We start from the raw sequence: 24,009 nt of genomic DNA on the forward strand, positions 1-24,009 counted from the left end.
CCGCGCCACCAGGACCCGCCGGACCCGCCGAGGCGGTCACGCCACCCCGGCCCACCGGACCCGCAGGCGCCACCGGACCCGTCCCGCTCGCCGGTGCCACCGGACCTGCCCAAGCCGCAGCTCCACCCGGACTCATCGGGCCCGCCGCAGCCGTCGCCCCGCCCGGGCCCACCTGGCCTGCCGGACCCCCCGAAGCCGCCCCCCGACCCACGTCCGCTGGACCCACCAGGCCCGCTGGACCCACGGGACCCGCCGAAGCCGTCGCCCCGCCCGAACCCGCCGACTCCGCCGGACCCGCCGCCCGCCCCGCTGAGGCGGGCGCGTCTGCTCGGCTCGGCGCAGCCGACTGCGCGGCCGGGCTCGTCGCCCGCGTGGGTGTCGTCGGGGCCGCCGGAGGCACCGTAGGGGGCGCCGTGCCGGTGCTCGGGGGCGCGTCGGGGAACCGGGCCGAGGCAGGGGGAGGCGGCGGGCTCACGGGGTCGGCGACCCCGGGCACGGCAGACTGCCGGAACGGCGGTACGCGCCGCTCCGGGGCGGCACCGCTCGCGGGCTCGGCACGCCGCGGGCCGCCACCCGGTCCGGTGCTCCGGGGGGTGAACACCGACGGCTCGTCGTCGGGGTCGGGGTCGGCGGTCGGTGTGCGGCCGGTCGGGTGGGTGTGTGCGGGGCGCGCAGTCGGGGGCCCGGGAGGTGCCGACGGGCGGGGCGGTACGGGGGCGTGCCGCGCTTCCGTGCCCATGCACCCCCCGTTTCCTCGCGCCCGGGCCGTGTCCTCGCACGCGGGCCGTCCTGCTGCCAGACCGTGCCCGGCCGCGGAAGCGTCCCCGGGCACGCATACCCGTACGGCTGGACGGGCATCCCGGTTCACCTGGCGCGCCGGGAGCGTTCCGCCGTACGTGCGCGTCACTCTACGGCTTGTCGGGGGCCGGGACGGAACCGGTCCACGCGCCCGGGGCATCTGCCCGGAACGTCCCCCTACCCTGCGGTAATCCTGTCTGGCAGGCTTCCGCCATGACTGCGCCTGCCGCCGACCGGGCCCGTTACGACCGGGCCACCGCCCATCTCGACGCCCCCGTGGCGATCGTGGATCTCGACGCGTTCGACGCCAACGCGGCCGACCTGGTGCGCCGCGCCGCCGGCAAGCCGGTCCGGGTCGCCAGCAAGTCGGTGCGCTGCCGGGCCCTGCTGGAACGGGTCCTGGCCCGCGACGGCTTCCAGGGCGTCATGTCGTTCACCCTGGCCGAGTCGCTGTGGCTCGCCCGGTCCGGGTTCGACGACGTCCTGCTGGCCTATCCGTCGGCCGACCGCGCCGGTTTCGCGGAGCTGGCGGCCGATCCCAAGCTCGCCGGGGCCGTCACCGTGATGGTGGACGACCCGGCCCAGCTCGACCTGATCGACGCCGCCCGCGACGGCGGGCGTGAAGTGGTGCGGGTCTGCCTGGAGTTGGACACCTCGCTGCAGCTGCTGGGCGGCCGGGTGCGGGTGGGCGCCCGCCGCTCGCCGCTGCGCTCCCCCGCCCAACTCGCCGAGACGGCACGGTCGGTGGCCCGGCGGCCGGGTTTCCGGCTGGTGGGAATCATGGCGTACGAGGGGCACATCGCCGGGGTCGGGGACGCGGTCGCCGGACGGCGCGTGCGCTCCCGGGCGATCCGGCTGATGCAGGCCGCCGCCCGGCGGGAGCTGGCCGAGCGGCGGGCCGCCGTCGTCCGGGCGGTGCGGGCCGTCGTCCCGGACCTGGAGTTCGTCAACGGCGGCGGCACCGGCAGCGTGCAGCACACCGCCGCCGAGGACGCGGTGACCGAGATCGCGGCCGGCTCGGGGCTGTACGTGCCGCGTCTGTTCGACAACTACACCTCCTTCACCGGCCGCCCGGCCGCCCTCTTCGCCCAGCCGGTGGTCCGGCGGCCCGGGGTGGGTGTCGTCACCGTGCTCGGCGGCGGCTACCCGGCCTCCGGCGTCGCCGGTCCCGACCGGCTGCCGGTGCCGTATCTGCCCCCGGGGCTGCGGTACGACCCGCAGGAGGGCCCCGGGGAGGTGCAGACCCCGCTGCTCGGCTCGCCCGCCGACGACCTGCTCATCGGCGACAAGGTGTGGTTCCGGCACGCCAAGGCGGGCGAGCTGTGCGAGCGGTTCGACGCGCTGCACCTGATCGAGGGCGACACGGTGACGGCGACCGTGCCGACCTACCGGGGTGAGGGGTACACGTTCCTGTGAGGCGCCCTACTGGGGCGTGACGTAGGCGCCGGCGATCCCGCCGTCCACCAGGAAGTCGGTGGCGTTGACGAAGGAGGAGTCGTCGCTGGCCAGGAAGGCGACGGCGGCGGCGATCTCCTCCGCCTCGGCGAACCGGCCGACCGGGATGTGCACCAGGCGGCGCGCGGCCCGCTCGGGGTCCTTGGCGAACAGTTCCTGGAGCAGGGGGGTGTTCACCGGGCCGGGGCACAGGGCGTTGACCCGGATGCCCTCGCGGGCGAACTGCACGCCCAGCTCGCGGGACATGGCGAGGACGCCGCCCTTGGAGGCCGTGTAGGAGATCTGGGACGTGGCCGCGCCCATCCGCGCCACGAAGGACGCGGTGTTGATGATGGAGCCCTTGCCCTGGCGGCGCATGTAGGGGATGGCAGCCTTGCAGCACAGGTAGACCGAGGTGAGGTTGACCTCCTGGACGCGCTTCCAGGCCTCCAGGCCGGTCTCCAGGATGGAGTCGTCGTCGGGCGGGGAGATGCCGGCGTTGTTGAAGGCGATGTCGACGCTGCCGTAGGTGTCGTACGCCGTCTCGAACAGCGCCTCGACCTGCTCGGGGTCGGTGACGTCGACCTTGACGAAGAGCCCGCCGACCTCGTCGGCGGCGGCCTTGCCCCGGGCCTCGTCGACGTCCGCGCAGACGACGTGGGCGCCCTCGGCGGCGAGCCGGCGGACGGTGGCGAGCCCGATGCCGCTGCCGGCTCCGGTGACGACGGCGGTACGGCCGACCAGGCGGCGGCAGACGGTTTCTTCGGTCACTGTGCGGAGCCCTCCGTGCTGATGAAGACGTTCTTGGTTTCGGTGAAGGCGGTCAGGGCGTCGGGCCCGAGTTCGCGGCCGAGGCCGGACTGCTTGAAGCCGCCGAACGGGGTCCAGTAGCGGACGCTGGAGTGGGAGTTGACGGACAGGTTGCCCGCGCGGACGGCCTGCGAGACGCGCAGGGCGCGGCCCACGTCCCGGGTCCAGACGGAGCCGGAGAGGCCGTAGGGGGTGTCGTTGGCGAGGCGGACGGCGTCCTGCTCGTCGGTGAAGGGCAGGAGGACGGCGACCGGGCCGAAGATCTCCTCGGTGGCCGCCGGGCTGTCCGGCCCCTCCCCGGTCAGGACGGTCGGCGGGAACCAGAAGCCGGGACCGTCGGGGGCGCTGCCGCGCAGGGCGGGGGCGCCGTCGGGGACGTAGGACCGTACGCGGTCCCGTTGCCGCCCGGAGATCAGCGGGCCCATCTGGGTCTTCTCATCGGCCGGGTCCCCCACGACGACGGCGGCCAGCGCGTCGGCGAGGAAGTCCCGGGCCTCGTCGAACACCGCCTCCTGGACCAGGATGCGGGTGCGGGCGCAGCAGTCCTGGCCGGCGTTGTCCAGGAAGGAGAAGGGGTCGAGGGCGGCCGTGAGGTCGGCGTCGGCGAAGACGACGTTGGGGCTCTTGCCGCCCAGTTCCAGGGTGACCGGCTTGACCAGGCGGGCGCAGCGTTCCATGACCTCGCGGCCGGTGCGGGTGGAGCCGGTGAACACGATCTTGGCGACGTCCGGGTGGTCCACCAGGGCGCGTCCGGCGGTGGCGCCGTAGCCGGGCAGCACCTGGAAGAGGTGCTCGGGCAGGCCCGCCTCCAGACCCAGTTCGGCGAGGCGGAGCGCGGTGAGCGGGGTGGTCTCGGCGGGCTTGAGGACGACCGCGTTGCCCGCGGCGAGCGCGGGGAAGGAGCCCCAGGCGGCGATCGGCATCGGGAAGTTCCAGGGGGCGATCACGCCGATCACCCCGAGGGGTTCCTGGAAGGTGACGTTCCAGCCGCCGGGTGCCGGGATCTGCCGGCCGAGCAGGCGTTCGGCGCCGCCGGCCGCGTAGAGGAGCAGGTCACGGGCGTTGCCGGCCTCCCAGCGGGCGTTACCGACGGTGTGGCCGGCCTCGCGGACCTCCAGTTGGGCGAGTTCCTCGGTGTGGCCGTCGACCACGTCGGCGAACCGGCGCAGCAGCCGGGCCCGGTCGGCGGGGGCGAGGGCGGCCCAGGTCCGCTGGGCCCGTGCGGCCCGTACGACGGCGGCGGCGACGTCCTCCTCCCCGGCGGCGGGGACGGTGGCGACGACCTCCTCCGTGGCGGGGTCGAGTACGCGGAGTTCGTGCGGGTCAGTCAAGGGGCGACCTTTCACGGGCGTCTTCACAGGCGTCTTCACGGGCGTCATCACGGGCGTCATCACGGGCGTCTTCAAGGGGCTCTTCACGGGCGCCATCACGGGCGTCTTCGCCGCGCGGCCACCGGCCTCTTCACAGGCGTTCGAAGGAGCGGCGCAGTTCCCAGTCGGTGACGGCGGCGTCGAAGGCGTCCAGCTCGACGCGCGCCATGTTGCGGTAGTGGTCGACGACCTCGTCGCCGAAGGCGGCCTTCGCGATCGGGCTGTGCTCCCAGAGTTCGGCGGCCTCGCGCAAGCTGGTCGGGACGTGCGCGAAGCCGGCGGTGTAGGCGTTGCCCGGGCAGGGGTCGGGCAGTTCGAGCTTCTGCTCGACGCCGTACAGGCCGGCCGCGATCAGGCCGGCGACGGCGAGGTAGGGGTTGACGTCCCCGCCGGGGAGGCGGTTCTCGAAGCGCAGGGAGCGGCCGTGGCCGACCACGCGCAGGGCGCAGGTGCGGTTGTCGTGGCCCCAGGCGACGGCGGTGGGGGCGAAGGAGCCGGGCTGGAACCGCTTGTAGGAGTTGATGTTGGGGGCGTAGAGGAGGGAGAAGTCGCGCAGGGCGGCGAGCTGTCCGGCGAGGAAGTGCCGCATCACCTCGGACATCCCCTCACCGTCGGCCATCGCGTTGTCGCCGTCGGCGTCGGTGAGCGAGAGGTGGATGTGGCAGGAGTTGCCCTCGCGCTCGTTGTACTTGGCCATGAAGGTGAGCGAGACGCCCTCCTGGGCGGCGATCTCCTTGGCGCCGGTCTTGTACAGGGCGTGCTGGTCGCAGGTGACGAGGGCTTCGTCGTAGCGGAAGACGATCTCGTGCTGGCCGGGATTGCACTCGCCCTTGGCGGACTCGACGGTGAGCCCGGCGCCGGCCATGTCGTTGCGGATCCTGCGCAGCAGGGGCTCGACGCGGCCGGTGCCGAGGATGGAGTAGTCGACGTTGTACTGGTTGACGGGGGTCAGGCCCCGGTAACCGGCGTCCCACGCCTGTTCGTAGCTGTCCTTGAAGACGATGAACTCCAGCTCGGTGCCGACCTGGGCGGTGTAGCCGAGGGCGGCGAGCCGCTCCAGCTGGCGGCGCAGGATCTGGCGGGGCGCGGCGACGACCGGGGAGTCGTCGTCCCAGGCGAGGTCGGCGACGAGCAGGGCGGTGCCGGGGTGCCAGGGGACGCGGCGCAGGGTCGCGAGGTCGGGGCGCATGGCGAAGTCGCCGTAACCGCGTTCCCAGGAGGACATCGCGTAGCCGTCGACGGTGTTCATCTCGGTGTCCACGGCGAGCAGGTAGTTGCAGCCCTCGGTGCCGTGGTGCAGGACCTCGTCGAGGAAGAAACGGGCGGCGAACCGCTTGCCCTGGAGCCGCCCTTGCATGTCGGGGAAGGCCAGGACGACAGTGTCGATCTCACCGCTCGCGACGAGGGCGTGCAGTTCCTCGACGCTGAGCGGGGGTGTGCGGTCTGCCACGGGGAGAGCCTCCTTCGGCGCCTTCGCGCTTTTTCGGCCGGGCCGGGAGCCATAAGGTATTGCGGAGAACCATTGCTTGGGAAGGGGGTAGGGCGGATGTCGCGGGACGCGGGTGCGGAAGGGCTGCGGGAGCAGATGGGGGCCGACCGGCTCACGCCGGTGCTGCGGCCGGTGCGGGCGGGCAACGGCTTCGAGGAGGCGCTGGAGCAGATCCTCCAGGTGGTCCGGCTGGGACTGGTGCCGGGCGGCGAACGGCTGCCGGCCGAACGGGAGCTGGCGGAGCGGCTCGGGATCAGCCGGGTGACGCTGCGTGAGGTGCTGAAGGTGCTCCAGGACCAGGGACTGGTGGAGGCGCGGCGCGGGCGGTACGGCGGAACGTTCGTGCTGCCGCGCCCGGACGCGGGCGGCGAGGACGAGCTGCGACGCCGGATCGCCGAGGTCGACATCGAGGACGTGCTGCGCTTCCGCGAGGTGCTGGAGGTGGGCGCGGCCGGACTGTGCGCGGCGCACGGGCTGACGGGGGCGGGAGCGGTGCGTCTGCGGGAGGCGCTGGACCGCACCCACGAGGCTCCCCTGGCCCAGTACCGGCGGGCCGACACGCTGCTGCACCTGACCCTGGCCGAGCTGTGCGGCTCGCCGTCGCTGACCGCGCAGTACGCGGCGGTCCGGGCGACGGTCAACGACCTGCTGGACTGCATCCCGTTGCTGGTGCGCAACCTGGAGCACTCCCAGCGGCAGCACACCGCGCTGGTGGAGGCGGTGCTGGACGGGGACGCGGACGGGGCGCGCGAGATGATGCGCGAGCACTGCGCGGGTACGGCGGCCCTGCTGCGGGGCTTCCTCGCCTGAGCACGGTCCGCAAAGGTCTGAGAGCAAACCTTTGCCCGGGGCGTCTTGAGGAGGGCCCCGGGAAGCGAGCACCGTGGGGCGAGCACGTCGGAACGCCGAGCACCTCGGCTCCCGAGCACCTCGGCTCCCGAGCACCTTGAATGCCGAGCACCTTTGACTCCCAGGGAGGGCAGCATGACCGTACGGCCGCTGATCGGCGTGAGCACGTATCTGGAGTCCGGCGCGCGCTGGGGCGTGTGGGAGCTGGCGGCGGTGCTGCTGCCGGCCGGTTACCCGCGGCTGGTGCAGCGGGCCGGCGGACTGGCGTTCCTGCTGCCGCCGGACGCCCCGGAGCGGGCCGCCGAAGCGGTGGCCCGGCTCGACGGCCTCGTCATCGCCGGGGGTCCGGACGTCGACCCGGCCCGGTACGGCGCCGAGCGCTCCCCGCGCACCGGGCCGCCCGCGCCGGAGCGGGACGCCTGGGAGCTGGCGCTGATCGAGGCGGCGCTGGGGGCGGGCGTACCCCTGCTCGGCATCTGCCGGGGCATGCAGCTGCTCAACGTCGCCCTCGGCGGCACGCTCGTCCAGCACCTGGACGGGCACGCGGAGCTGGTCGGCGTGTTCGGCGGGCACCCGGTGAAGCCGGTACCGGGGACGCTGTACGGCGGCATCGTCCCGGAGGAGCTGACGGTGCCGACCTATCACCACCAGGCGGTGGAGCGGCTCGGCGAGGGGCTCGTCCCGTCGGCGTACGCGGCGGACGGCACCGTGGAGGCGGTCGAACTGCCGTCGGAGCGGGGCTGGGTGCTGGGGGTGCAGTGGCACCCGGAGATGGGCGAGGACCTGCGGGTCATGCGGGCCCTGGTCACAGCCGCCTCCTGAGCCAGGCCAGGGCGGCGTCACCCTGGGCGCGCTGGAAGGGGCGCAGGGTGGGCAGGCCCGGCGGCGCGGGATTCAGCGAGCCGCGCAGGAAGTAACCGGCGAGGGCGGCCAGCGCAGCGGTGACGGCCTCCGGATCCGCGGCCCGGCCGAGCGGGTGCGCGGTGAACACCTCCTCGGGGTCCGGTCCGCCCTGGGCCCGCACGCACGGCAGCAGCACCAGCAGATCGAACCAGGGCGCGGCCCGCAGGGCGTGCGGCCAGTCCACGAAGACGACACCGCCGTCGGCCGTGAGCAGGACGTTGTCCGCGCGCAGGTCGGCGTGGGCCAGGGTGTCCCCGGACGCGCCCTCGGCCCAGCCGGCCTCCAGCGCGGCGAGCACGGGCAGGCGGTCGGCGGCCCACTCGCCGAGCCGGCCCCGCACGTCACCGGCCTCGCCGTCCAGGAGCCGGCGCCAGCCCGAGAAGTCGTCGGCCAGTTCCTCGGCGACGGGCGGGGCGTCGAGCGGGGACGGGGTGCCGGTACGGGCGAGAACGGTGACGGCGTCGAGCACCCGGCGCAGTTCCGCAGGCCGCCAGGGCACCTGCGGCTGGCGTCCCGTCACCTCCTCGAAGACCAGGGCCACCCAGGTGCCGTCGTCGTACGACCCGAGCAGCCGGGGTGCGGGCACGGTGGCCGGCAGCGCGGCGGCGTTCCGCGCCTCCTTGCGGTGCAGGCCGGGGCTGTGCGGGTTGGCCTCGGCGCTCACCGCCTTGACGAAGCCGGTGCGGCCGGCGGCCGTGCGCACGCGTGCGGCAACGCCGGGAGAGAAGCCGCCGTTCTGCGTCACCGCCCGCACGACCGGCGCGCCGAGCACCTCGGCCACGGCGTCGCGGACCAGGACCGGGAGGTCTTCCCAGGGGGCACGGACGCCCGTGGCGGGCGGGGCGGTGACGGTCATGAGCAGCATGGTGCCGGGCGGACGCGCCGGGGGGCCAAGGGTTTTCGCCGGGGGCCAAGCGTTTTCGCCGTGGGGTCCCGGACCGCCGCCGGGTGCGGACCGTGGACGGCCGGTCGCGCAGTTCCCCGCGCCCCTGAGGGTTGTCGCCGCCGGACGGAACGCGACACCGCCAAGTTGCGGACCACTGCCAAGTGCGGGCCGTGGACGGCCGGTCGCGCAGTTCCCCGTGCCCCCGGGGACGTGCCGCGGGGCACGCGGAAGTCGGGCCCCTCACCCCCGTGTCAGCGACAGCAGGTCTCTCGCGGGGCCCGTCGGGCGGTGGCCCGTGGGCCATACCGCTCGTAGGTCCCGGCGCAGTGACACGCCGTCCACCGGGATGCTGACCAGGCGTCGCATCGCCAGTTCCTCCCCCACCGCCAGTTCGCTGAGGACCGAGGGGCCCGCGCCGCTGACCGCGGACGCCTTCACCGCCGTCGTCGAGGACAGCTCGATCAGCGGACGGGCCAGGCCGCCGAGCGCGGTGTCCAGTACCTGTCGGGTGCCGGAGCCGCGTTCGCGGAGGATGAGCGGGGTCGCCGCGAGTTCCGCCGCCGCCAGCGGGCGCCGGCGGCGGGCCCACGGGTGGCCGGGCGCGGTGACGACGATCAGCCGGTCATGGGCGATGACCGTGGAGTCCAGGCCCGTGGGCACGGTCAGGCCCTCCACGAAGCCGAGGTCCGCCTCTCCCGCCAGCAGCAGCTCCGCGACCTTCGCCGAGTTGCCGGCGTGCAGCGAGACGGCCGTGTCGGGGCGGTCGGCGTGCAGTGCGAGCAGCCAGCCGGGCAGCAGGTACTCCGCGATGGTCATGCTCGCCGCGACCCTGAGCCGCGAGTCCCGCCGGTCCCGCAGCGCCCGCGCACCCGCGTCGAAGGCCGCCGCCGCCTCCACCACCCGCCGGGCCCAGTCCGTGACGAGCGCGCCGGCGTCGGTGAGCCGGGAGCCGCGCGGCGAGCGGTCGACGAGCGCCACGCCCAGCTGCCGCTCCATGGACCGGAGCCTGCTGCTGGCGGCCGGCTGGGTGATGCCGACCTCGCGTGCCGCCGCGCCGAGACTGCCCAGCCGCGCCACCGCGAGCAGCAGCTCCAGCGCGGCGAGATCCGGCACCCGGTGCGCCAGCGATTCCCTGCTCTCCCGCTGCCTCTCCGCCTCGCTCATAAGACCAGCTTATGCCCTCATAGGAAGGAACCTCCTGGTCAGGAGCGGCCGGTGCCGCGACCGTGAAGGCATGGTCACCGCAGCACAACCCCCGTCCCCGCGCCCCGCCCCACTCCGCCACCTCGGGCCGAACTGGTACGCCTCCGTCATGGGCACCGCCATCGTCGCGTCGGCCGGCGTCGCGCTGCCAGGGCCGGCACACGGGCCGCGCGGTGTCCTCGCGGCCGTGTGGGCGCTGTCCCTGGTCATGCTGCTGGTCCTGCTGACCGCCCGGGCGATGCACTGGGCCCGCCACCGCGACCGGGCCCGTGCCGATCTCCTCGACCCGGCCGTCGCCCCCTTCTACGGCTGCCTCGCGATGGCCCTGCTGGCGGTGGGCGGCGGGGCGCTGACGTCCGGCCGGGACCTGATCGGCACGCGCCCGGCCGTCGTCCTGGACACCGTGCTGTTCTGCGCGGGTACGGCGGTCGGGCTCGGCGCCGCCGTGGCCGTGCCGTACCTGATGGCCGTACGGCATCGGGTCGAGCCCGCCCAGGCCACCCCGGTGTGGCTGCTGCCGCTGGTCGCGCCCATGGTGTCGGCCTCGCTCGGCCCGCTGCTGGTGCCGCATCTGCCCCCGGGCCAGCCGCGGGAGACCCTGCTGCTGGCCTGCTTCGCGCTGTTCGGGCTGAGCCTGCTGGCCACGCTGCTGATGCTGCCGCTGGTCTTCGCCCGGCTGGTCACCTCCGGCCCGCTGCCGCTCGCGCTCACCCCGACCCTGTTCCTGGTCCTCGGTCCGCTCGGGCAGTCCGTCACCGCCGTCGGCAAGATCGCGGACGTCGCGTCCGGCGTCGTACCGGCCCCCTACGACCGTGGCCTCGGGGTGTTCGCCGTCCTGTACGGCGTCCCGGTCATGGGATTCGCACTGCTCTGGCTGGCGCTCGCCACCGCGCACGTCGTGCGGGCCCGGCGGCAGGGCATGGGGTTCTCGCCGACCTGGTGGGCCTTCACCTTCCCGGTGGGCACCTGCGTCACCGGCGCGGCGTCCCTCGCCGTTCACACCGGTCTCGCCGTGTACGACGCGCTGGCCGTCGCCCTGTACGTCGTCCTCGTCGCGGCCTGGCTCGTGGCGGCCTGCGGGACCGTGCGCGGTCTGCTCAGCGGTGAGCTGCTCGCAGGGCCCCGGCCAGCACCTCCGGCGCCTCCGTCAAGGACGGTCCGTACCAGGTCAGATGCCGTCCGCTGACCAGGGCGCAGGACAGGCCGGGAAAGGCCTCGGGACCGTCGTCCGCGGTAAAGCGGTAGGGCTCGTCGGGGAGGACGACCAGGTCCGGGGCGGTCGCGCGCAGTTCCTCCAGCGGGACACGGGGGTAACGCTCGGGGTGGCCGGCGTAGAGGTGGTCGACGCCGAGACGGGCCAGGACGTCACCCGCGAAGGTGTCCCGGCCGAGGACCATCCAGGGACGGCGCCAGACGGGTACGACCGCTGTCGTACGGGCACCGGGCGCGGGCAGCGCCGTCCACGCCGCCTCGGCCGCCGCCAGCCAGCGTGGGCGTCCCGGCGCGCCGCAGGCGGTGAGGACCCGGGCCAGCTCGGCGAGGGCCTGCGGGACGGTCCGCACCTCGGTGACCAGGACGTCGCAGCCGGCCGCGCGCAGGGCGTCGAGGTCGGCGGCGCGGTTCTCCTCCTCGTTGGCGATCACCAGGTCGGGGGCGAGGGAGACGATCCGGTCCACCTTCGGGTTCTTCGTCCCGCCGATCCGGGCGACGCGCAGGTCCTCCGGGTGGCTGCACCAGTCGGTGGCGCCGACGAGGGCGCCGGGGAGCGTCACCGCGACGGCCTCGGTGAGGGAGGGGACCAGCGAGACGACGCGCATCAGCCGCCCCCTGCGGGACCGGGCCTCCGGAGGAGCGCCGGGAACCGCGTGAGCGGCCGTGCCGGGGCCGCGGGCGACCGGCGGCCCGTCCCGCGGAGCATCTACCGGGACCTGTCCTGGACGGCCTCGATGTGCTCGGCGACCGCCACCACGATGACCCGGGTGTCGGGGACCGTGGCCCGCCAGCGGTGCCGGACCCCGCCGGTGAGATACAGGGTGTCGCCACGGCCGAGGCGGTAGGCACGTCCCTCGGCCTCTATCTCCACCGCGCCGTCGGCGACGTACATCAGCTCGTCGTTGCGGTGCTGGAACTCCCGGCCGGCGTCGTGGTCGCCTGTGAACTCCGAGGCGTGCAGCTGGTGGTGGCCGCGCACCAGGGAGCGGGTGCGCGGGTCGAAGTCGCCCTCGGCGACGGATTCGGCGCGGACGACGTCCACGCTGGCGGCCGGGTCGGCGGCGGCGAGGAGTTCGACGGCCGTGGTGCGCAGGGCGTCGGCCAGCTTCTCCAGGGAGGTACGGCTCGGGCGGGCCCGGTCGTTCTCGACCTGGCTGAGGAAGGGCACGGAGAGGCCGCTGCGCTCGGCCACGACGGCGAGCGTCAGTTCCAGCACACGGCGGCGCCGCCGGACGGCCGCGCCCACCCGCACGGGCTGCTGCTCTTTGTGGTCGCCCATCGCTCCGGCTCCCTCCCTCGCTCGTCGTGCCGCTGTCCGGGTGCCCCCCGGAGGGCATCCCTCTTCCGATGACTTCTCTGCACCCTACGCATGTTCGGCAAACCGTTTCACGCGCCTGTCACATCCCCGACACCCGGTGATCCCCCACCCTCACTGTTCCCGCCAGTGTCCCGGGGCCGCGGACCGGCGCAGGACCGGGTCCGCCGGCAGGATGAATATGCCGATCAGCTGGGCCGGGGGCCCCTGCACGGGCCCCCGTGCGTCACGCACGGTGATTGTCCTGATCTCCTACGTAGGTGCGCCCGCCCCGCGGGAGGCGGCCCGGGGCGGTCAGGTCACCCCGGCCGCCTGTCTCCGGGCGCCTTCCGAACGCCTTGGACGCGCTGTCGGTGCCGTGCGGCATGATGCGTGCGTGACCGGACGACTGATGCTCCTCGACACCGCCTCGCTGTACTTCCGCGCCTACTTCGGCGTCCCGGACTCCGTGAAGGCGCCGGACGGCACGCCCGTCAACGCGGTGCGCGGGCTGCTGGACTTCATCGACAGGCTGGTCAGGGACCACCGGCCGGAGCGGCTGGTGGCCTGCATGGACGCCGACTGGCGCCCGCAGTGGCGGGTGGACCTCATCCCCACCTACAAGGCCCACCGGGTCGCCGAGGAGCACGAGGGCGCGCCGGATGAGGAGGAGGTGCCGGACACCCTCACCCCGCAGGTGCCGGTCATCGAGGACGTGCTGGACGCGATCGGGATCGCCCGCGTCGGCGTCGCGGGGTACGAGGCGGACGACGTGATCGGCACGTACGCCGGGCGGGCCACGGGACCGGTCGACATCGTCACCGGCGACCGTGACCTGTATCAGCTGGTGGACGACGAGCGCGGGGTCCGCGTGCTGTATCCGCTCAAGGGTGTCGGCACCCTGCAGCTCACCGACGAGGCGGTGCTGCGCGAGAAGTATGGCGTCGACGGGCGGGGGTACGCGGATCTGGCGCTGCTGCGCGGCGACCCGAGCGACGGTCTGCCGGGCGTGCCCGGCATCGGCGAGAAGACGGCCGCCAAGCTGCTCGCCGAGTTCGGGGATCTGGCCGGGATCATGGCGGCGGTCGACGACCCGCGGGCCAGGCTCACGCCGTCGCAGCGCAAGCGGCTCACCGAGGCCCGGCCGTATGTCGCGGTCGCGCCGAAGGTGGTGCGGGTGGCCGGTGACGTGCCGCTGCCGGACGTCGACACCGCCCTGCCGCACACCCCTCGCGACCCGGCGGCACTGGAGGAGCTGGCGCGCCGCTGGGGGCTCGGCGGTTCGCTGGAGCGGCTGCTGACCACGCTGACGCGCTGACCGGGGCGGTGCGGCGGCGGCAGGTTCCGGTAAGGCGCTCTCAGCAAGCTCCCGGGAAAGAGGTGTTGAACCGGAGCGAGGTGCTAACTTAGGTTAACCTAACCGACCGCAGGAGGCCGTGATGGCAGAGCGCCCCGGACGAAAGCCGCGCAAGGCCCATACCGCCCAGGTAGTGCGCACCGAACGGCTGACTCCGCACATGCAGCGCGTGGTGCTGGGTGGTGAGGGTCTCGCCGGATTCGCCGCGGACACCTGCACCGACCACTATGTGAAGCTGCTGTTCGGCCCGGCCGGCGTCACCTACCCGGAGCCCTACGACCTGGAGCGGATCCGCGCCGAGTTCTCGCGCGAGCAGTGGCCGGTGACCCGGACGTACACCGTGCGCGGCTGGGACCCCGAGCGGCGCGAACTCTCCCTGGACTTCGTGATCCACGGTGACGAGGGCCTGGCCGGCCCCTGGGCCATGCGGGCACAGCCCGGCGAGACCGTGCGCTTCATGGGTCCCGGCGGCGCGTACGCACCCGACCCCGCGGCCGACTGGCACCTGCTCGCCGGTGACGAGAGCGCGCTGCCCGCCATCGCCCGCGCCCTGGAGACGCTGCCCGCCGACGCCCGTGCGCACGCCTTCGTCGAGGTCTCCGGCCCCGAGGAGGAGCTGAAGATCGACACCGAGGCGCGGATCGTCTGGCTGCACCGCGGGGACCGGCCGGTCGGCGAGCCACTGCTGGAAGCGGTGCGCGGGCTGGAGTTCCCCGAGGGCCGGATGCACGCCTTCGTGCACGGCGAGGCGGGCTTCGTGAAGGAGCTGCGCCGGCTGCTGCGGGTGGAGCGGCAGATCCCGCGCGAGGACCTGTCGATCTCCGGCTACTGGCGCCTCGGCCACAACGAGGACGGCTGGCAGGCGTCCAAGCGGGAGTGGAACGCCCGGATCGAGGCCGAGCAGGAGGGCGACCCGGCGGCAGCCGCCGCCTGAGCGCACCGCGTGCACGCGCCCGCCGGATCGCCGGCACGGCCGGCTTCGCCCTGGAGGGCACCAAGCGCAGTGCCCTTCTCCACCCGGACCGCCGGCACGGCACGCACCTGGTCGGTGATGCCGCCGTACCCTGGACCCCGATGAGACGCCGTACGCCGCCCCCGCCCGCCCCGCTCCCGCAACGCCACGGGGTGGACCCCGTACGGGTGCGGCTGCCCGTGGGCGGGGCGTGGGCCACCGTGCGCGAGCACCTGGTGGAGCGGCTCACGGGGGCCGGTCCCGGGATGGTCGAGTCGATGTTCGCCGAGGGACTGGTGGTCGGGGCCGACGGGCGGGCCGTGGCGTCGGACGCGCCGTACCGGGCGGGGATGTTCGTCTGGTTCCACCGCGAGCTGCCGGCCGAGGTCCCGGTGCCGTACCCGGTGGAGGTGGTGTACCGGGACGAGCACATCGTGGTGGCCGACAAGCCGCACTTCCTTGCCACCACCCCGCGCGGTACGCACGTCGCCGAGACCGCGCTGGCCCGGCTCCGGCGCGAGCTGGGCGTCCCCACGCTGACGGCGGCCCACCGCCTGGACCGGCTCACCGCCGGACTGGTGCTGTTCACGGTCCGGCCCGAGGAGCGCGGCGCCTACCAGACACTGTTCCGGGACCGGCGGGTGCGCAAGGAGTACGAGGCGGTCGCGCCGTACGACCCCACGCTCGCCCTGCCCCGGACCGTGCGCAGCAGGATCGTGAAGGAGCGCGGGGTGCCGGCCGCCCGGGAGGTCGCGGGCGAGCCGAACGCCGAGACCCGGGTGGAGCTGGCCGAGCACCGGGCCGGGCTGGGCCGGTACCGGCTCGTCCCGGCGACCGGGCAGACCCACCAGCTGCGGGTGCACCTCACCTCACTGGGCGTACCCATCCTCGGCGATCCGCTGTATCCCGAGGTGACCGCCCCGGTGCCGGCCGGTGACTTCCGGCGCCCGCTGCAACTGCTCGCCCGCCGGCTGGAGTTCACCGACCCGGTCACCGGCACGGACCACACGTTCACCAGCGGACGCCGACTCGGCGCCTGGACCTCCCACGCCGCCTGGGCCACCCCGACCGACCACACCGGGCCCGGCCACCCGGGTGACCGGCGCCCCTGACGGACACGACCGCCCCGCCGGCCACGGCGAACCACCGGCCGGAAGGCCGGCCGGCCCGCCTTGGACAACCGGTACGACCGGTCCCGCCTCGGACGCCGGACACGCACGCCGGGCCCGACGACAGGCACCGCCCGCCCCGCTCGCGACAACCGGCCGGACTCACCCGACGGGCACCAAGGGCGAGGGCCGACCGGCCTGCGCACGCCGGCCCCGCCGACCACGCCGGCGACGGCCCACAGCGCACCACCGGTCCGAAGGGCCCGGCTCATGGCCGCCTTGGACGACCGGCGCGGCGCGGCCCGCGCGGGCGGCCCCCGACCGTGTCCGTCGGGGGCCGCCGGAGGCGAGGGTCCGGGTTCGTCAGTCGTCGCCCCGCCACCAGCGCAGCAGGCGTCGCCAGAGGCCGCGGGGGCGGGCCGGGGGTGCGGCCGGCGGGGCGGTGTCCGCGATGGGGGCCGGGGTGACGGCCGCGGGCTGTGGTTCCTCGGCCCGGGCCGGGTCACTGCTCAGCGTGCCGACCTGCCAGGTGGCGCGCTGCGGCGGGACCGGCATGGCCCGCGGCGGCAGCTCGACATCCTGCTGCGGCTTCGGTTCGAAGCACACCGGCAGGGCCACCAGGTGCCGGGAGGCGATGGACGACCGCCAGCGCAGGTCCTCCTCGGCGCACTCCAGCTGGATGTCGGACAGCCGGGTCAGCAGCGCGTCGACGCCGACGTCGGCGATGGCGCGGCCGATGTCCTGGCCGGGGCACTCGTGCGGCCCGCCGCCGAAGGCGAGGTGGGAGCGGTTGCCCTGCATGCTCGCGGACAGGTCGGGCCGCACCCGTGGGTCGAGGTTGCCCGGGGCGGGCGCGAAGAGCAGTCCGTCGCCCTTGCTGATGCGCCGGCCGCCCAGCTCGGTGTCCTGCTTGGCGAAGTAGCCGAAGACCGTGCTGAAGGGAGGTTCGTCCCACAGGGACTGCTCGATCGCCTCCGGCACGGTCATCTGGCCGCCGTTGAGCTGGGCGCGGAAGCCCGGATCGGTGAGGACCATGCGCAGTGCGTTGGCGAGGAGGTTCACGGTGGCCTCGTAGGCCGCGAAGAGGACGAGCCGCAGGTGTTCGCGGACCTCGTCGTCGCTCAGGCCCGCCGGGTGCGTGATGAGGTGACTGGTGAAGTCGTCCTCGGGCCGGGCCCGGCGGCGGGTGGTGAGCCGGTTCAGCGCGTCCATGACGTAGGTGTGGCTCTGGATGGCGGTCTCGGTGCCCTTGAGGGCGTCCCGCGCGGCCTGCACCATCCGGTCGTTGTACTCCTCGGGCATGCCGAGGATCTCGCACATCACGGCCATGGGCAGGTGCTCGGCGAACTGGGAGACCAGCTCGGCCCGGCCCCGCTCGCAGAAGCTGTTCACCAGCCCCTGGGTGTAGCGGCCGATGTGCCGCCGGACGCTGCGGTGGTCGATGGTGGCCATGGCCGCGGTGACCGCCGCGCGCAGCCGCTGGTGTTCGTCGCCCTCGGCGTGGGAGCAGATGGGCTGCCAGGCGATGTGCGGCATGAGGGGGTGGTCGGGCTTGACCATGCCCTCCTTCAGCGGGGTCCAGATGCGGCTGTCCCGGGTGTACTGCGAGGGGCTGCGCACCAGCTGGAGGTTCTCGGCGTGCCCGAGCACCACCCACATCGGTACGTCGTCGTGCAGCAGGACGGGGGCCACGGTGCCGTGCTGCTCGCGCAGACGTTCGTAGAGGCCGTCGAGGTCCTCGGTGTCCGGGCCGTAGAGCCGGTGCACCGCCCCGGGGCCGAGGCCGTGCGCGGGACAGCCCGGCGGCGGGCCGGACGTGGGGTCTGTGCCGGTCAGTGATGGGGATTCAGACGTCACGGTGTCGCTCCGGAACGGGTGGTGTCGGGGTCGGTCGACAGCAGGTCAGGTGAGGGCGCCGGACAGGGCGAGCGAGTGCAGGAAGCGCATGAGGGTCATCAGCACGTCCTTGCTGGAGGCCCGGCGGCGTACGTCGCACTCGATGATCGGGATCTCCGGGGCCAGGTCCAGCGCGGTGCGCAGTTCCTCGGTCGGGTAAGCGGGCGCGTCCGGAAAGGAGTTGACGGCCACGACGAAGGGCACGCCGCGCTCCTCCAGCCGGCCCATGACGTCGAAGCTGACCTCCAGGCGCCGGGTGTCGACCAGGACGACCGCGCCGAGCGCGCCCTCGAACAGGCCGTTCCACAGGAACCAGAAGCGCTCCTGGCCGGGGGTGCCGAAGAGGTAGAGCACCAGTTTGTCGGTGATGCTGATACGGCCGAAGTCCATGGCCACGGTGGTGGCCGTCTTGGAGTCGGAGCCGTAGTTGTCGTCCACGCCGATGCCGGCCTGGGTCATGGTCTCCTCGGTGGTCAGCGGCCTGATCTCGCTGACGGAACCGACCATGGTGGTCTTGCCGACACCGAAGCCGCCCACGATCACGATCTTCACCGCGGCCTGGGCCGTGTGCGGCAGATGGTCCTCGGTGCGCGGGCCGGGGATCGTGTCAGAGCCTTTGAAGTCCATGCATCACCGCTTCGAGAAGTGATCGGTCGGGAACCGCCTGGCGGACGATCGGGGCGCGCACCTGCACCAGTTCCGCCGTGATCAGCTTGGTGATCAGTACGGTCATCGCGCTGAACGGCAGCTGCAGATAGGCGGAGAGCTCGGCCACGGACAGCGGGGCGATGCAGAGCCGCAGCACGGCCCCTTCCTCCGGCGAGGCGGACGGCGGGGGCGCGGAGCGCGCCACGATTAAGGTCACCAGGTCGAGGTCCGCGCGGGCGCCGTCGCCGGATCCCGCGATCGTGTACAGCCGTTCGGGATTCCCGGGCTTGCCCTGGCCCTGTGCCGGTTCGAGGGACCGCGGAGGCGGTGGTGCCACCGGCTGCGGCCGGCGCCGTTTGCGTCGTGGAGGTGTCATACGGTCTGCCCGTTCCGCCGGGGCGGACTGGTGAGGTGGGCGCCGATCCGGACGACGAGGTCGCGCATCATGCCGCTCATCCGGCCCGGTTCGCAGGTCACGTCGGCGAGCACGGCGAGGTAGGCGTTGGCGCCGGCGTTCATGAGGTAGAAGTAGCCGCCCTCGATCTCGATGACGACGACCTTCATCTCGCCGGCTCCGGGGATCTCCTGGATGATGGCGCCGGCCAGGCTCTGGACGCCCGCGCAGGCGGCGGCCACGCGGTCGGCGGCGTCGGGGTCGCCGCCGTAGCGGGCGATGCGCAGCCCGTCGGAGGAGAGGACCACGATCATCTCGATGCCCGGTACGCCGTCGTTCAGCTGCTTGAGCATCCAGTCCAGGTTCGCTCGCTGCTGGATCACTTGAGGTCCCCCTCGTCGTCGGCCCCGGTGGCGCCCTCGGCGTAGTCGGCCGAATCGTCGATCAGATGCAGGTACTTGGTGGGGTTGAGCGTGAAGTCGGTGAGTTCGGCCGCGGTGGCGTCCTCGGGCATGCCCTTGCGCAGGCCGTCCCAGAACGCCTCCATCCACATGCCCGGGGGCCGGTCCAGGAGCTTCTTGCGCTCGGGGTCGATCTCGGGCTCGGGTTCCGGTTCGGTCCTGGTCTGGGACCAGATGGTGGGCCTGCCCTCGCGCTCGGCGCGCTCGATGGCGGCCTGCTCCGCGATCCGCTGGCTGAGCGGGGTCTTCACCCGGCTGCGGCGCTGCGGCAGGCCGCCCGCGGTCCACTCGGTGACCTCCGGGACGTCGTCCTCCAGGGAGATTCCGGCGGGGATCTTGGGGCTGGTGGGGCGGCGCTTCTTGGGCGGGCGCTTGGGGCCCTCGACGGCACCGAGTTCGGGCTTCGGGATGCCGGTGGCGCCGATGCCGTGCGCGGCGCCGACGCCGGGCTCGGTGGTCGTCATGACACGCGGCACGATGAGGATCGCGCGGACGCCGCCGTAGGCGGAGGCGCGCAGCGAGACCTCCATGTCGAACTGCTTGCAGAGCCGGCCGACGACGGCGAGGCCGAGGCGCGGGTTCTCGCCGAGGTTCTGCGCGTCGTCACCGTTCTTGGCGTCCTCGATCATCTGCTCGATACGGGCGCGGGACTCCTCGCTGAGGCTGACACCGGCGTCCTCGATCTCGATGGCGATGCCCGCCTGCACCTCCGCCGCGGTGACGTGCACCTGCGTCGAGGGCGGCGAGTAGCGGGTGGCGTTGTCGAGGAGTTCGGCGGCCGCGTGGATGACGGGTTCGACCGCGGTGCCCTTGATGTTGATGTTGACGATGGAGCTGAGGTCGATGCGGCGGTACTCCAGGATGCGGGACATCGCGCCGCGCAGCACGCTGTAGAGGGAGACCGGCAGGGGCCACTGACGGCCGGGACGGCCGCCGCCGAGGACGGAGATGGTGTCGGCGAGGCGGCCGATCAGCGAGGTGCCGTGGTCGATGCGCAGCAGGTCGTCGAAGACCTCCGGGTTGCGCCCGTGGTCCTCCTCCATCTCGCGGAGTTCCTTGGCCTGCTGGTGGACGATGGCCTGCACGCGGCGGGCGATGCTCACGAAGGAGCGCTCGGAGGCGTCGCGCATCGAGATCTCGTGGTCGGCGCCGCGCAGGGCGATGCGCACCAGCTCGCGGTACCCGTCGGGCAGGCCGCGCAGTGAGGGGTCCTCGTCGAAGATGTAGCGCACCGTGTCCCGCAGCGCCTCGCCGCGGCGCAGCCGGAGGAAACCGATGGGCAGGACGTCGTTGGCGAAGCGCTCCATCAGCTGGTCGTGCGCGGCGATCCGCTGTTCCAGATACGCGGAGTGACGGGCGTGGTCGGCCTGGGCCTCTCGGAGCTGACGGCCGCGCCGGGCGGCCTCCCCGGCCGTGCCGAGGACCAGCAGCACGGCCAGTGCTCCGCACACGCCGACGGCGATCCGGGCCGAGGGCGGTACGAGGGCGACGGCGGCCCCGGCCGCGCCGGCCATCACTATGGCGGGCGGCAACAGCACGCGCGCATAGGGACGTTCACGGCCGCCGGGAGGCTTTCGAACACTCACCATGGATGCCTTCTGAGATGAATCGGCTGGGTGTCGGGGGAGCTTGCGGGGGGAAGGTTCATGAACTGTCGGGATCTACTTCATGTTTGGGAACAGACGCACGAATTGCCTCAACTCGGTGCGCCGCGGGCGAGCTTAGTCCGACCGGATCATCGCCGTGTCATATTCGGCAAGCACCTGAAATCGCCCTCGCAACCGGAGTACGCTCAACTCCTTTTGCACGCTGCGCTCTTGTGCGCACACGTTCGGTAACAGCACACGGGCGTACGGAAGTCACTCACCGTGAAGAGTGAAAAAGGATCGGCGGCCGCACCTCGACGGGCGCGGCCGCCGTTCCCCGGGCGGCAGTACGCCCCGGTACCGTCCGACGAGGACGGTACCGGGGCGGTACGAGCGGCAGCGCCTGTTCCGGCGCCTGTCTCAGCCCACCGAGGAGTAGGCGACCACACCCCGCAGCAACTGGTCGACCGCCTTGCGCGCGGCCTTGGCCACCGTCGAGCCCTCCACGGGAGCGGCCGCGGAGATCTGGCCGAGCACGTCGATGACCTGCTTGCACCACCGCACGAAGTCACCGGCCGGCATCTCCGCCTCGCGCAGCACCTCGTCCAGTCCCTTGCCGGAGGCCCACATGTAGGCGGCCCAGGCGAAGCCGAGGTCGGGTTCGCGCTGGCCGACGCCCTCGGTCTGGTTGATCCGGAAGTCCTCCTCCAGAGCGTCCAGCCGGCCCCAGATCCGGACCGTCTCACCGAGCGCGGCCTTGGCCCTGCCGGACGGCAGCTTCGGCGCCATCGCGTCGTCGCCGACCCGTGCCTCGTACACCAGCGCCGAGACGCAGGCGGCGAGTTCGGCGGGGTCCAGGCCCTCCCAGACCCGCTCGCGCAGACACTCACTGGCCAGCAGGTCCAGTTCGCCGTACAGCCGCGCGAGCCGCTTGCCGTGCTCGGTGACCTCGTCACCCCGCAGGTAGTCCAGCTCGGTCAGCAGGGCCACGATCCGGTCGAAGGTGCGCGCGATGGTGTTCGTGCGGCCTTCGATGCGCCGCTCCAGCTGCGAGGTGTCGCGCAGCAGCCGGTGGTAGCGCTCGGCCCAACGGGCGTGGTCCTCACGGTCGTTGCAGCCGTGGCAGGGGTGGGCCCGGATGGCGGTCCGCAGCCGGGCGATCTCGCGGTCGTCGGCGGCCTGCGACCGCTTCTTGCGGGCCCGCTCGGGCGGGATGTGCCCGGCCTTGGTGCGCAGCGCCGAGGCGAGGTCCCGGCGGGACTGCGGCGAGCGCGCGTTGAAGGACTTCGGGATCCGCATCCGGTCCAGCGCCTCGACCGGCACGGGGAAGTCGATGGACGCCAGCCTCTTGACCTGCCGTTCGGCGGTCAGCACCAGCGGGCGCGGACCGTCGTGGTGGTCCAGGCCGCGGTGCCCGTTGGAACGGCCGGCGGGCAGTCCCGGGTCCAGGACCAGGGCGAGGCCCGCGTACTTGCCCGCGGGCACGTGGATGACGTCGCCCGGCTTGAGCTTCTCCAGGGAGGTGGCGGCCTCGGCGCGACGCTGGTTCACGCCCTGCCGGGCCAGCTCGGTCTCCCGGTCCTTCAGCTCGCGGCGCAGCCGCGCGTACTCCTCGAAATCGCCGAGGTGGCAGGTCATGGACGCCTTGTAGCCCTCCAGACCCTCCTCGTTGCGCTGCACCTGGCGGGAGATCCCGACGACCGACTTGTCGGCCTGGAACTGCGCGAAGGACGTCTCCAGCAGCTCGCGCGAGCGGTGCCGGCCGAACTGCTCGACCAGGTTGACCGCCATGTTGTACGACGGCTTGAAGCTGGAGCGCAGCGGATACGTGCGCGTGCCCGCGAGACCGGCGAGGTGCTCGGGGCTCATCCCGCGCTGCCACAGCACCACGGCGTGACCCTCGACGTCGATGCCCCGGCGGCCCGCACGGCCGGTCAGCTGGGTGTACTCACCGGGCGTGATGTCGGCGTGCTGCTCGCCGTTCCACTTGACGAGCTTCTCCAGCACCACCGAGCGGGCGGGCATGTTGATGCCGAGCGCGAGGGTCTCGGTGGCGAACACCGCCTTCACCAGGCCACGCACGAACAGCTCCTCGACGACCTCCTTGAAGGTCGGCAGCATGCCCGCGTGGTGGGCGGCGATGCCGCGCTCCAGGCCCTCCAGCCACTCGTAGTAGCCGAGGACGTGCAGGTCCTCGTGCGGGATGGAGGCGGTGCGCTCCTCGACCAGGGCACGGACCCGGTCCCGGGCCTCCTCGTCGTTGAGCCTCAGGCCCGCGTACAGGCACTGCTGGACGGCGGCCTCGCACGCGGCACGGCTGAAGATGAAGGTGATGGCGGGCAGCAGCCCCTCGGAGTCCAGGCGCTCGATGAACTCGGGGCGGCCCGGCGTCCACACCCGCGAGCGCTGTCTGCGCTCGCGCTCCCGGTCGGCCTCGCGCATCGCCCGGCCGCGCCTGCGGTCCTGGTACGACGGCCTGGTGGCCTCCATGCGGGCCAGCCGGGCCAGGTCGGGGTTGACGGCCTTCTTGTGGCCCTCGCCCTCCTCGAACAGGTCGTACATCCGGCGCCCGGCGAGCACGTGCTGGAACAGCGGCACGGGCCGGTGCTCGGAGACGATCACCTCCGTGTCGCCACGGACGGTGTCCAGCCAGTCACCGAACTCCTCCGCGTTGGAGACGGTGGCGGAGAGCGACACCAGGGTCACCGACTCGGGCAGGTGGATGATCACCTCCTCCCAGACGGCGCCCCGGAAGCGGTCGGAGAGGTAGTGCACCTCGTCCATGACCACGTAGCCGAGGCCGAGGAGGGTCTGCGACCCGGCGTACAGCATGTTCCGCAGCACCTCGGTGGTCATCACGACCACCGGCGCATCGGAGTTCACGCTGTTGTCGCCGGTCAGCAGGCCGACCTTGTCGGCGCCGTAGCGACGGCACAGGTCGGCGTACTTCTGGTTCGACAGCGCCTTGATGGGTGTCGTGTAGAAGCACTTCTTGCCCTGCTTCAGGGCGAGGTGGACGGCGAACTCGCCCACGATCGTCTTGCCCGAGCCGGTGGGGGCGGCCACCAGCACACCCTTCCCCGCTTCGAGCGCCTGGCAGGCCTCGATCTGGAAGGGGTCGAGGCCGAAGTCGTACATCTCGCGGAAGGAGGCGAGCGCGGTGGCCTGCTCGGCTGCCCGCCTGCGGGCTGCCGCGTACCGCTCGGCCGGTGAGAGATCCTCTGTCATCGTACTTTCGAGCGTACCGGGCCCCACCGACAACAGGACGATCATTACCGGGATCGCCGGCCGGCCCGTCCCCCGTGGACGACGGATGCCCCCGTCCACGGGGGACGGGGGCATCGCGCGGCGACTCGGT

General features: G+C 73.3%; 20 protein-coding genes. 7 read left to right on the forward strand and 13 right to left on the reverse strand.

Annotated features, from left to right (window positions below; translation table 11 throughout):
* Positions 1-1,011: 1,011 nt before the first annotated feature.
* A complete protein-coding gene (locus AB0B40_RS21050; RefSeq protein ID WP_345049347.1) occupies positions 1,012-2,214 on the forward strand; it encodes an amino acid deaminase/aldolase in 1,203 nt (400 codons plus the stop codon).
* A 6-nt stretch (positions 2,215-2,220) separates the two neighbouring features.
* On the opposite strand, the gene AB0B40_RS21055 is transcribed toward AB0B40_RS21050, so the two are convergent.
* The 3 genes from AB0B40_RS21055 to AB0B40_RS21065 form a co-directional block, all read right to left on the reverse strand.
* On the reverse strand, positions 2,221-3,003 hold the full coding sequence (locus AB0B40_RS21055) for a 3-oxoacyl-ACP reductase (RefSeq protein WP_345049345.1): 783 nt from the start codon (positions 3,001-3,003) through the stop codon (positions 2,221-2,223).
* Positions 3,000-4,373, reverse strand: a complete 1,374-nt coding sequence (locus AB0B40_RS21060) for an aldehyde dehydrogenase family protein (protein WP_345049343.1) — start codon at positions 4,371-4,373, stop codon at positions 3,000-3,002. The genes AB0B40_RS21055 and AB0B40_RS21060 overlap by 4 nt, the downstream gene beginning before the upstream one ends.
* Positions 4,374-4,503: 130 nt before the next feature.
* Positions 4,504-5,862, reverse strand: a complete 1,359-nt coding sequence (locus tag AB0B40_RS21065; protein WP_345049341.1) for a glutamine synthetase family protein — start codon at positions 5,860-5,862, stop codon at positions 4,504-4,506.
* 96 nt (positions 5,863-5,958) lie between these two features.
* Here AB0B40_RS21065 and AB0B40_RS21070 point away from each other — a divergent pair, with 96 nt between their 5' ends.
* The gene (locus AB0B40_RS21070) at positions 5,959-6,711 is read left to right on the forward strand and encodes an FCD domain-containing protein (protein ID WP_362264926.1); all 753 of its coding nucleotides are present in this window, start codon (positions 5,959-5,961) and stop codon (positions 6,709-6,711) included.
* 174 nt (positions 6,712-6,885) lie between these two features.
* Positions 6,886-7,572, forward strand: coding sequence for a gamma-glutamyl-gamma-aminobutyrate hydrolase family protein (locus AB0B40_RS21075; RefSeq protein WP_362264928.1), 687 nt, complete (start codon positions 6,886-6,888; stop codon positions 7,570-7,572).
* Here AB0B40_RS21075 and AB0B40_RS21080 read toward each other — a convergent pair.
* Positions 7,556-8,509 (reverse strand): phosphotransferase, encoded by a 954-nt coding sequence (locus tag AB0B40_RS21080; RefSeq protein WP_345049333.1) that lies wholly within the window; start codon positions 8,507-8,509, stop codon positions 7,556-7,558. The genes AB0B40_RS21075 and AB0B40_RS21080 overlap by 17 nt on opposite strands.
* 270 nt (positions 8,510-8,779) lie before the next feature.
* The gene (locus AB0B40_RS21085) at positions 8,780-9,703 is read right to left on the reverse strand and encodes a LysR family transcriptional regulator (RefSeq protein ID WP_345049331.1); all 924 of its coding nucleotides are present in this window, start codon (positions 9,701-9,703) and stop codon (positions 8,780-8,782) included.
* A gap of 70 nt (positions 9,704-9,773) precedes the next feature.
* Between AB0B40_RS21085 and AB0B40_RS21090 the strand changes: the two genes are divergently transcribed.
* Positions 9,774-10,928: a TDT family transporter gene (locus AB0B40_RS21090; RefSeq protein ID WP_362264932.1), complete on the forward strand. Its 1,155-nt coding sequence runs from the start codon at positions 9,774-9,776 to the stop codon at positions 10,926-10,928.
* Here the strand turns inward: AB0B40_RS21090 and AB0B40_RS21095 are convergent.
* Together AB0B40_RS21095 and AB0B40_RS21100 are read right to left on the reverse strand one after the other, a co-directional pair.
* Positions 10,840-11,559 carry a helical backbone metal receptor gene (locus tag AB0B40_RS21095; RefSeq protein WP_345049328.1) on the reverse strand — a complete coding sequence of 240 codons (720 nt, stop codon included), beginning with the start codon at positions 11,557-11,559 and terminating at the stop codon, positions 10,840-10,842. The two genes, AB0B40_RS21090 and AB0B40_RS21095, sit on opposite strands and share 89 nt — an antisense overlap.
* A gap of 101 nt (positions 11,560-11,660) precedes the next feature.
* Complete coding sequence (locus AB0B40_RS21100; protein WP_345049326.1) at positions 11,661-12,233, reverse strand: XRE family transcriptional regulator; 573 nt, start codon at positions 12,231-12,233, stop codon at positions 11,661-11,663.
* Positions 12,234-12,645: 412 nt separating this feature from the next.
* On the opposite strand from AB0B40_RS21100, the gene AB0B40_RS21105 reads away from it, so the two are divergent.
* The 3 genes from AB0B40_RS21105 (at position 12,646) to AB0B40_RS21115 (ending at position 15,669) form a co-directional block, all read left to right on the forward strand.
* Positions 12,646-13,566, forward strand: a complete 921-nt coding sequence (locus AB0B40_RS21105) for a 5'-3' exonuclease (protein ID WP_345049324.1) — start codon at positions 12,646-12,648, stop codon at positions 13,564-13,566.
* Positions 13,567-13,687: 121 nt separating this feature from the next.
* Positions 13,688-14,539, forward strand: a complete 852-nt coding sequence (locus AB0B40_RS21110; RefSeq protein WP_345049321.1) for a siderophore-interacting protein — start codon at positions 13,688-13,690, stop codon at positions 14,537-14,539.
* Between the two features lie 140 nt (positions 14,540-14,679).
* Complete coding sequence (locus AB0B40_RS21115) at positions 14,680-15,669, forward strand: pseudouridine synthase (protein WP_345049319.1); 990 nt, start codon at positions 14,680-14,682, stop codon at positions 15,667-15,669.
* Between the two features lie 360 nt (positions 15,670-16,029).
* On the opposite strand, the gene AB0B40_RS21120 is transcribed toward AB0B40_RS21115, so the two are convergent.
* From AB0B40_RS21120 to AB0B40_RS21145, 6 genes are all read right to left on the reverse strand, one after another.
* Positions 16,030-17,523, reverse strand: coding sequence for a cytochrome P450 (locus AB0B40_RS21120; protein ID WP_362264938.1), 1,494 nt, complete (start codon positions 17,521-17,523; stop codon positions 16,030-16,032).
* A 45-nt stretch (positions 17,524-17,568) separates the two neighbouring features.
* Positions 17,569-18,189: an ATP/GTP-binding protein gene (locus AB0B40_RS21125; protein WP_345049315.1), complete on the reverse strand. Its 621-nt coding sequence runs from the start codon at positions 18,187-18,189 to the stop codon at positions 17,569-17,571.
* Entirely contained in the window at positions 18,170-18,586 is a 417-nt protein-coding gene (locus tag AB0B40_RS21130; protein WP_362264941.1) for a DUF742 domain-containing protein, read from the reverse strand. The genes AB0B40_RS21125 and AB0B40_RS21130 overlap by 20 nt, the downstream gene beginning before the upstream one ends.
* On the reverse strand, positions 18,583-18,987 hold the full coding sequence (locus AB0B40_RS21135) for a roadblock/LC7 domain-containing protein (RefSeq protein ID WP_201821540.1): 405 nt from the start codon (positions 18,985-18,987) through the stop codon (positions 18,583-18,585). Before AB0B40_RS21135 ends, AB0B40_RS21130 begins: the two co-directional genes overlap by 4 nt.
* The gene (locus AB0B40_RS21140) at positions 18,984-20,654 is read right to left on the reverse strand and encodes an ATP-binding protein (RefSeq protein WP_345049311.1); all 1,671 of its coding nucleotides are present in this window, start codon (positions 20,652-20,654) and stop codon (positions 18,984-18,986) included. Before AB0B40_RS21140 ends, AB0B40_RS21135 begins: the two co-directional genes overlap by 4 nt.
* A gap of 417 nt (positions 20,655-21,071) precedes the next feature.
* The gene (locus AB0B40_RS21145) at positions 21,072-23,924 is read right to left on the reverse strand and encodes a DEAD/DEAH box helicase (protein ID WP_362264946.1); all 2,853 of its coding nucleotides are present in this window, start codon (positions 23,922-23,924) and stop codon (positions 21,072-21,074) included.
* Between the last annotated feature and the right edge of the window lie 85 nt (positions 23,925-24,009).

It is taken from the genome of Streptomyces sp. NPDC042638 (assembly GCF_040647235.1).
In the GTDB taxonomy this organism is placed as follows: Bacteria; Actinomycetota; Actinomycetes; order Streptomycetales; family Streptomycetaceae; genus Streptomyces; species Streptomyces rameus.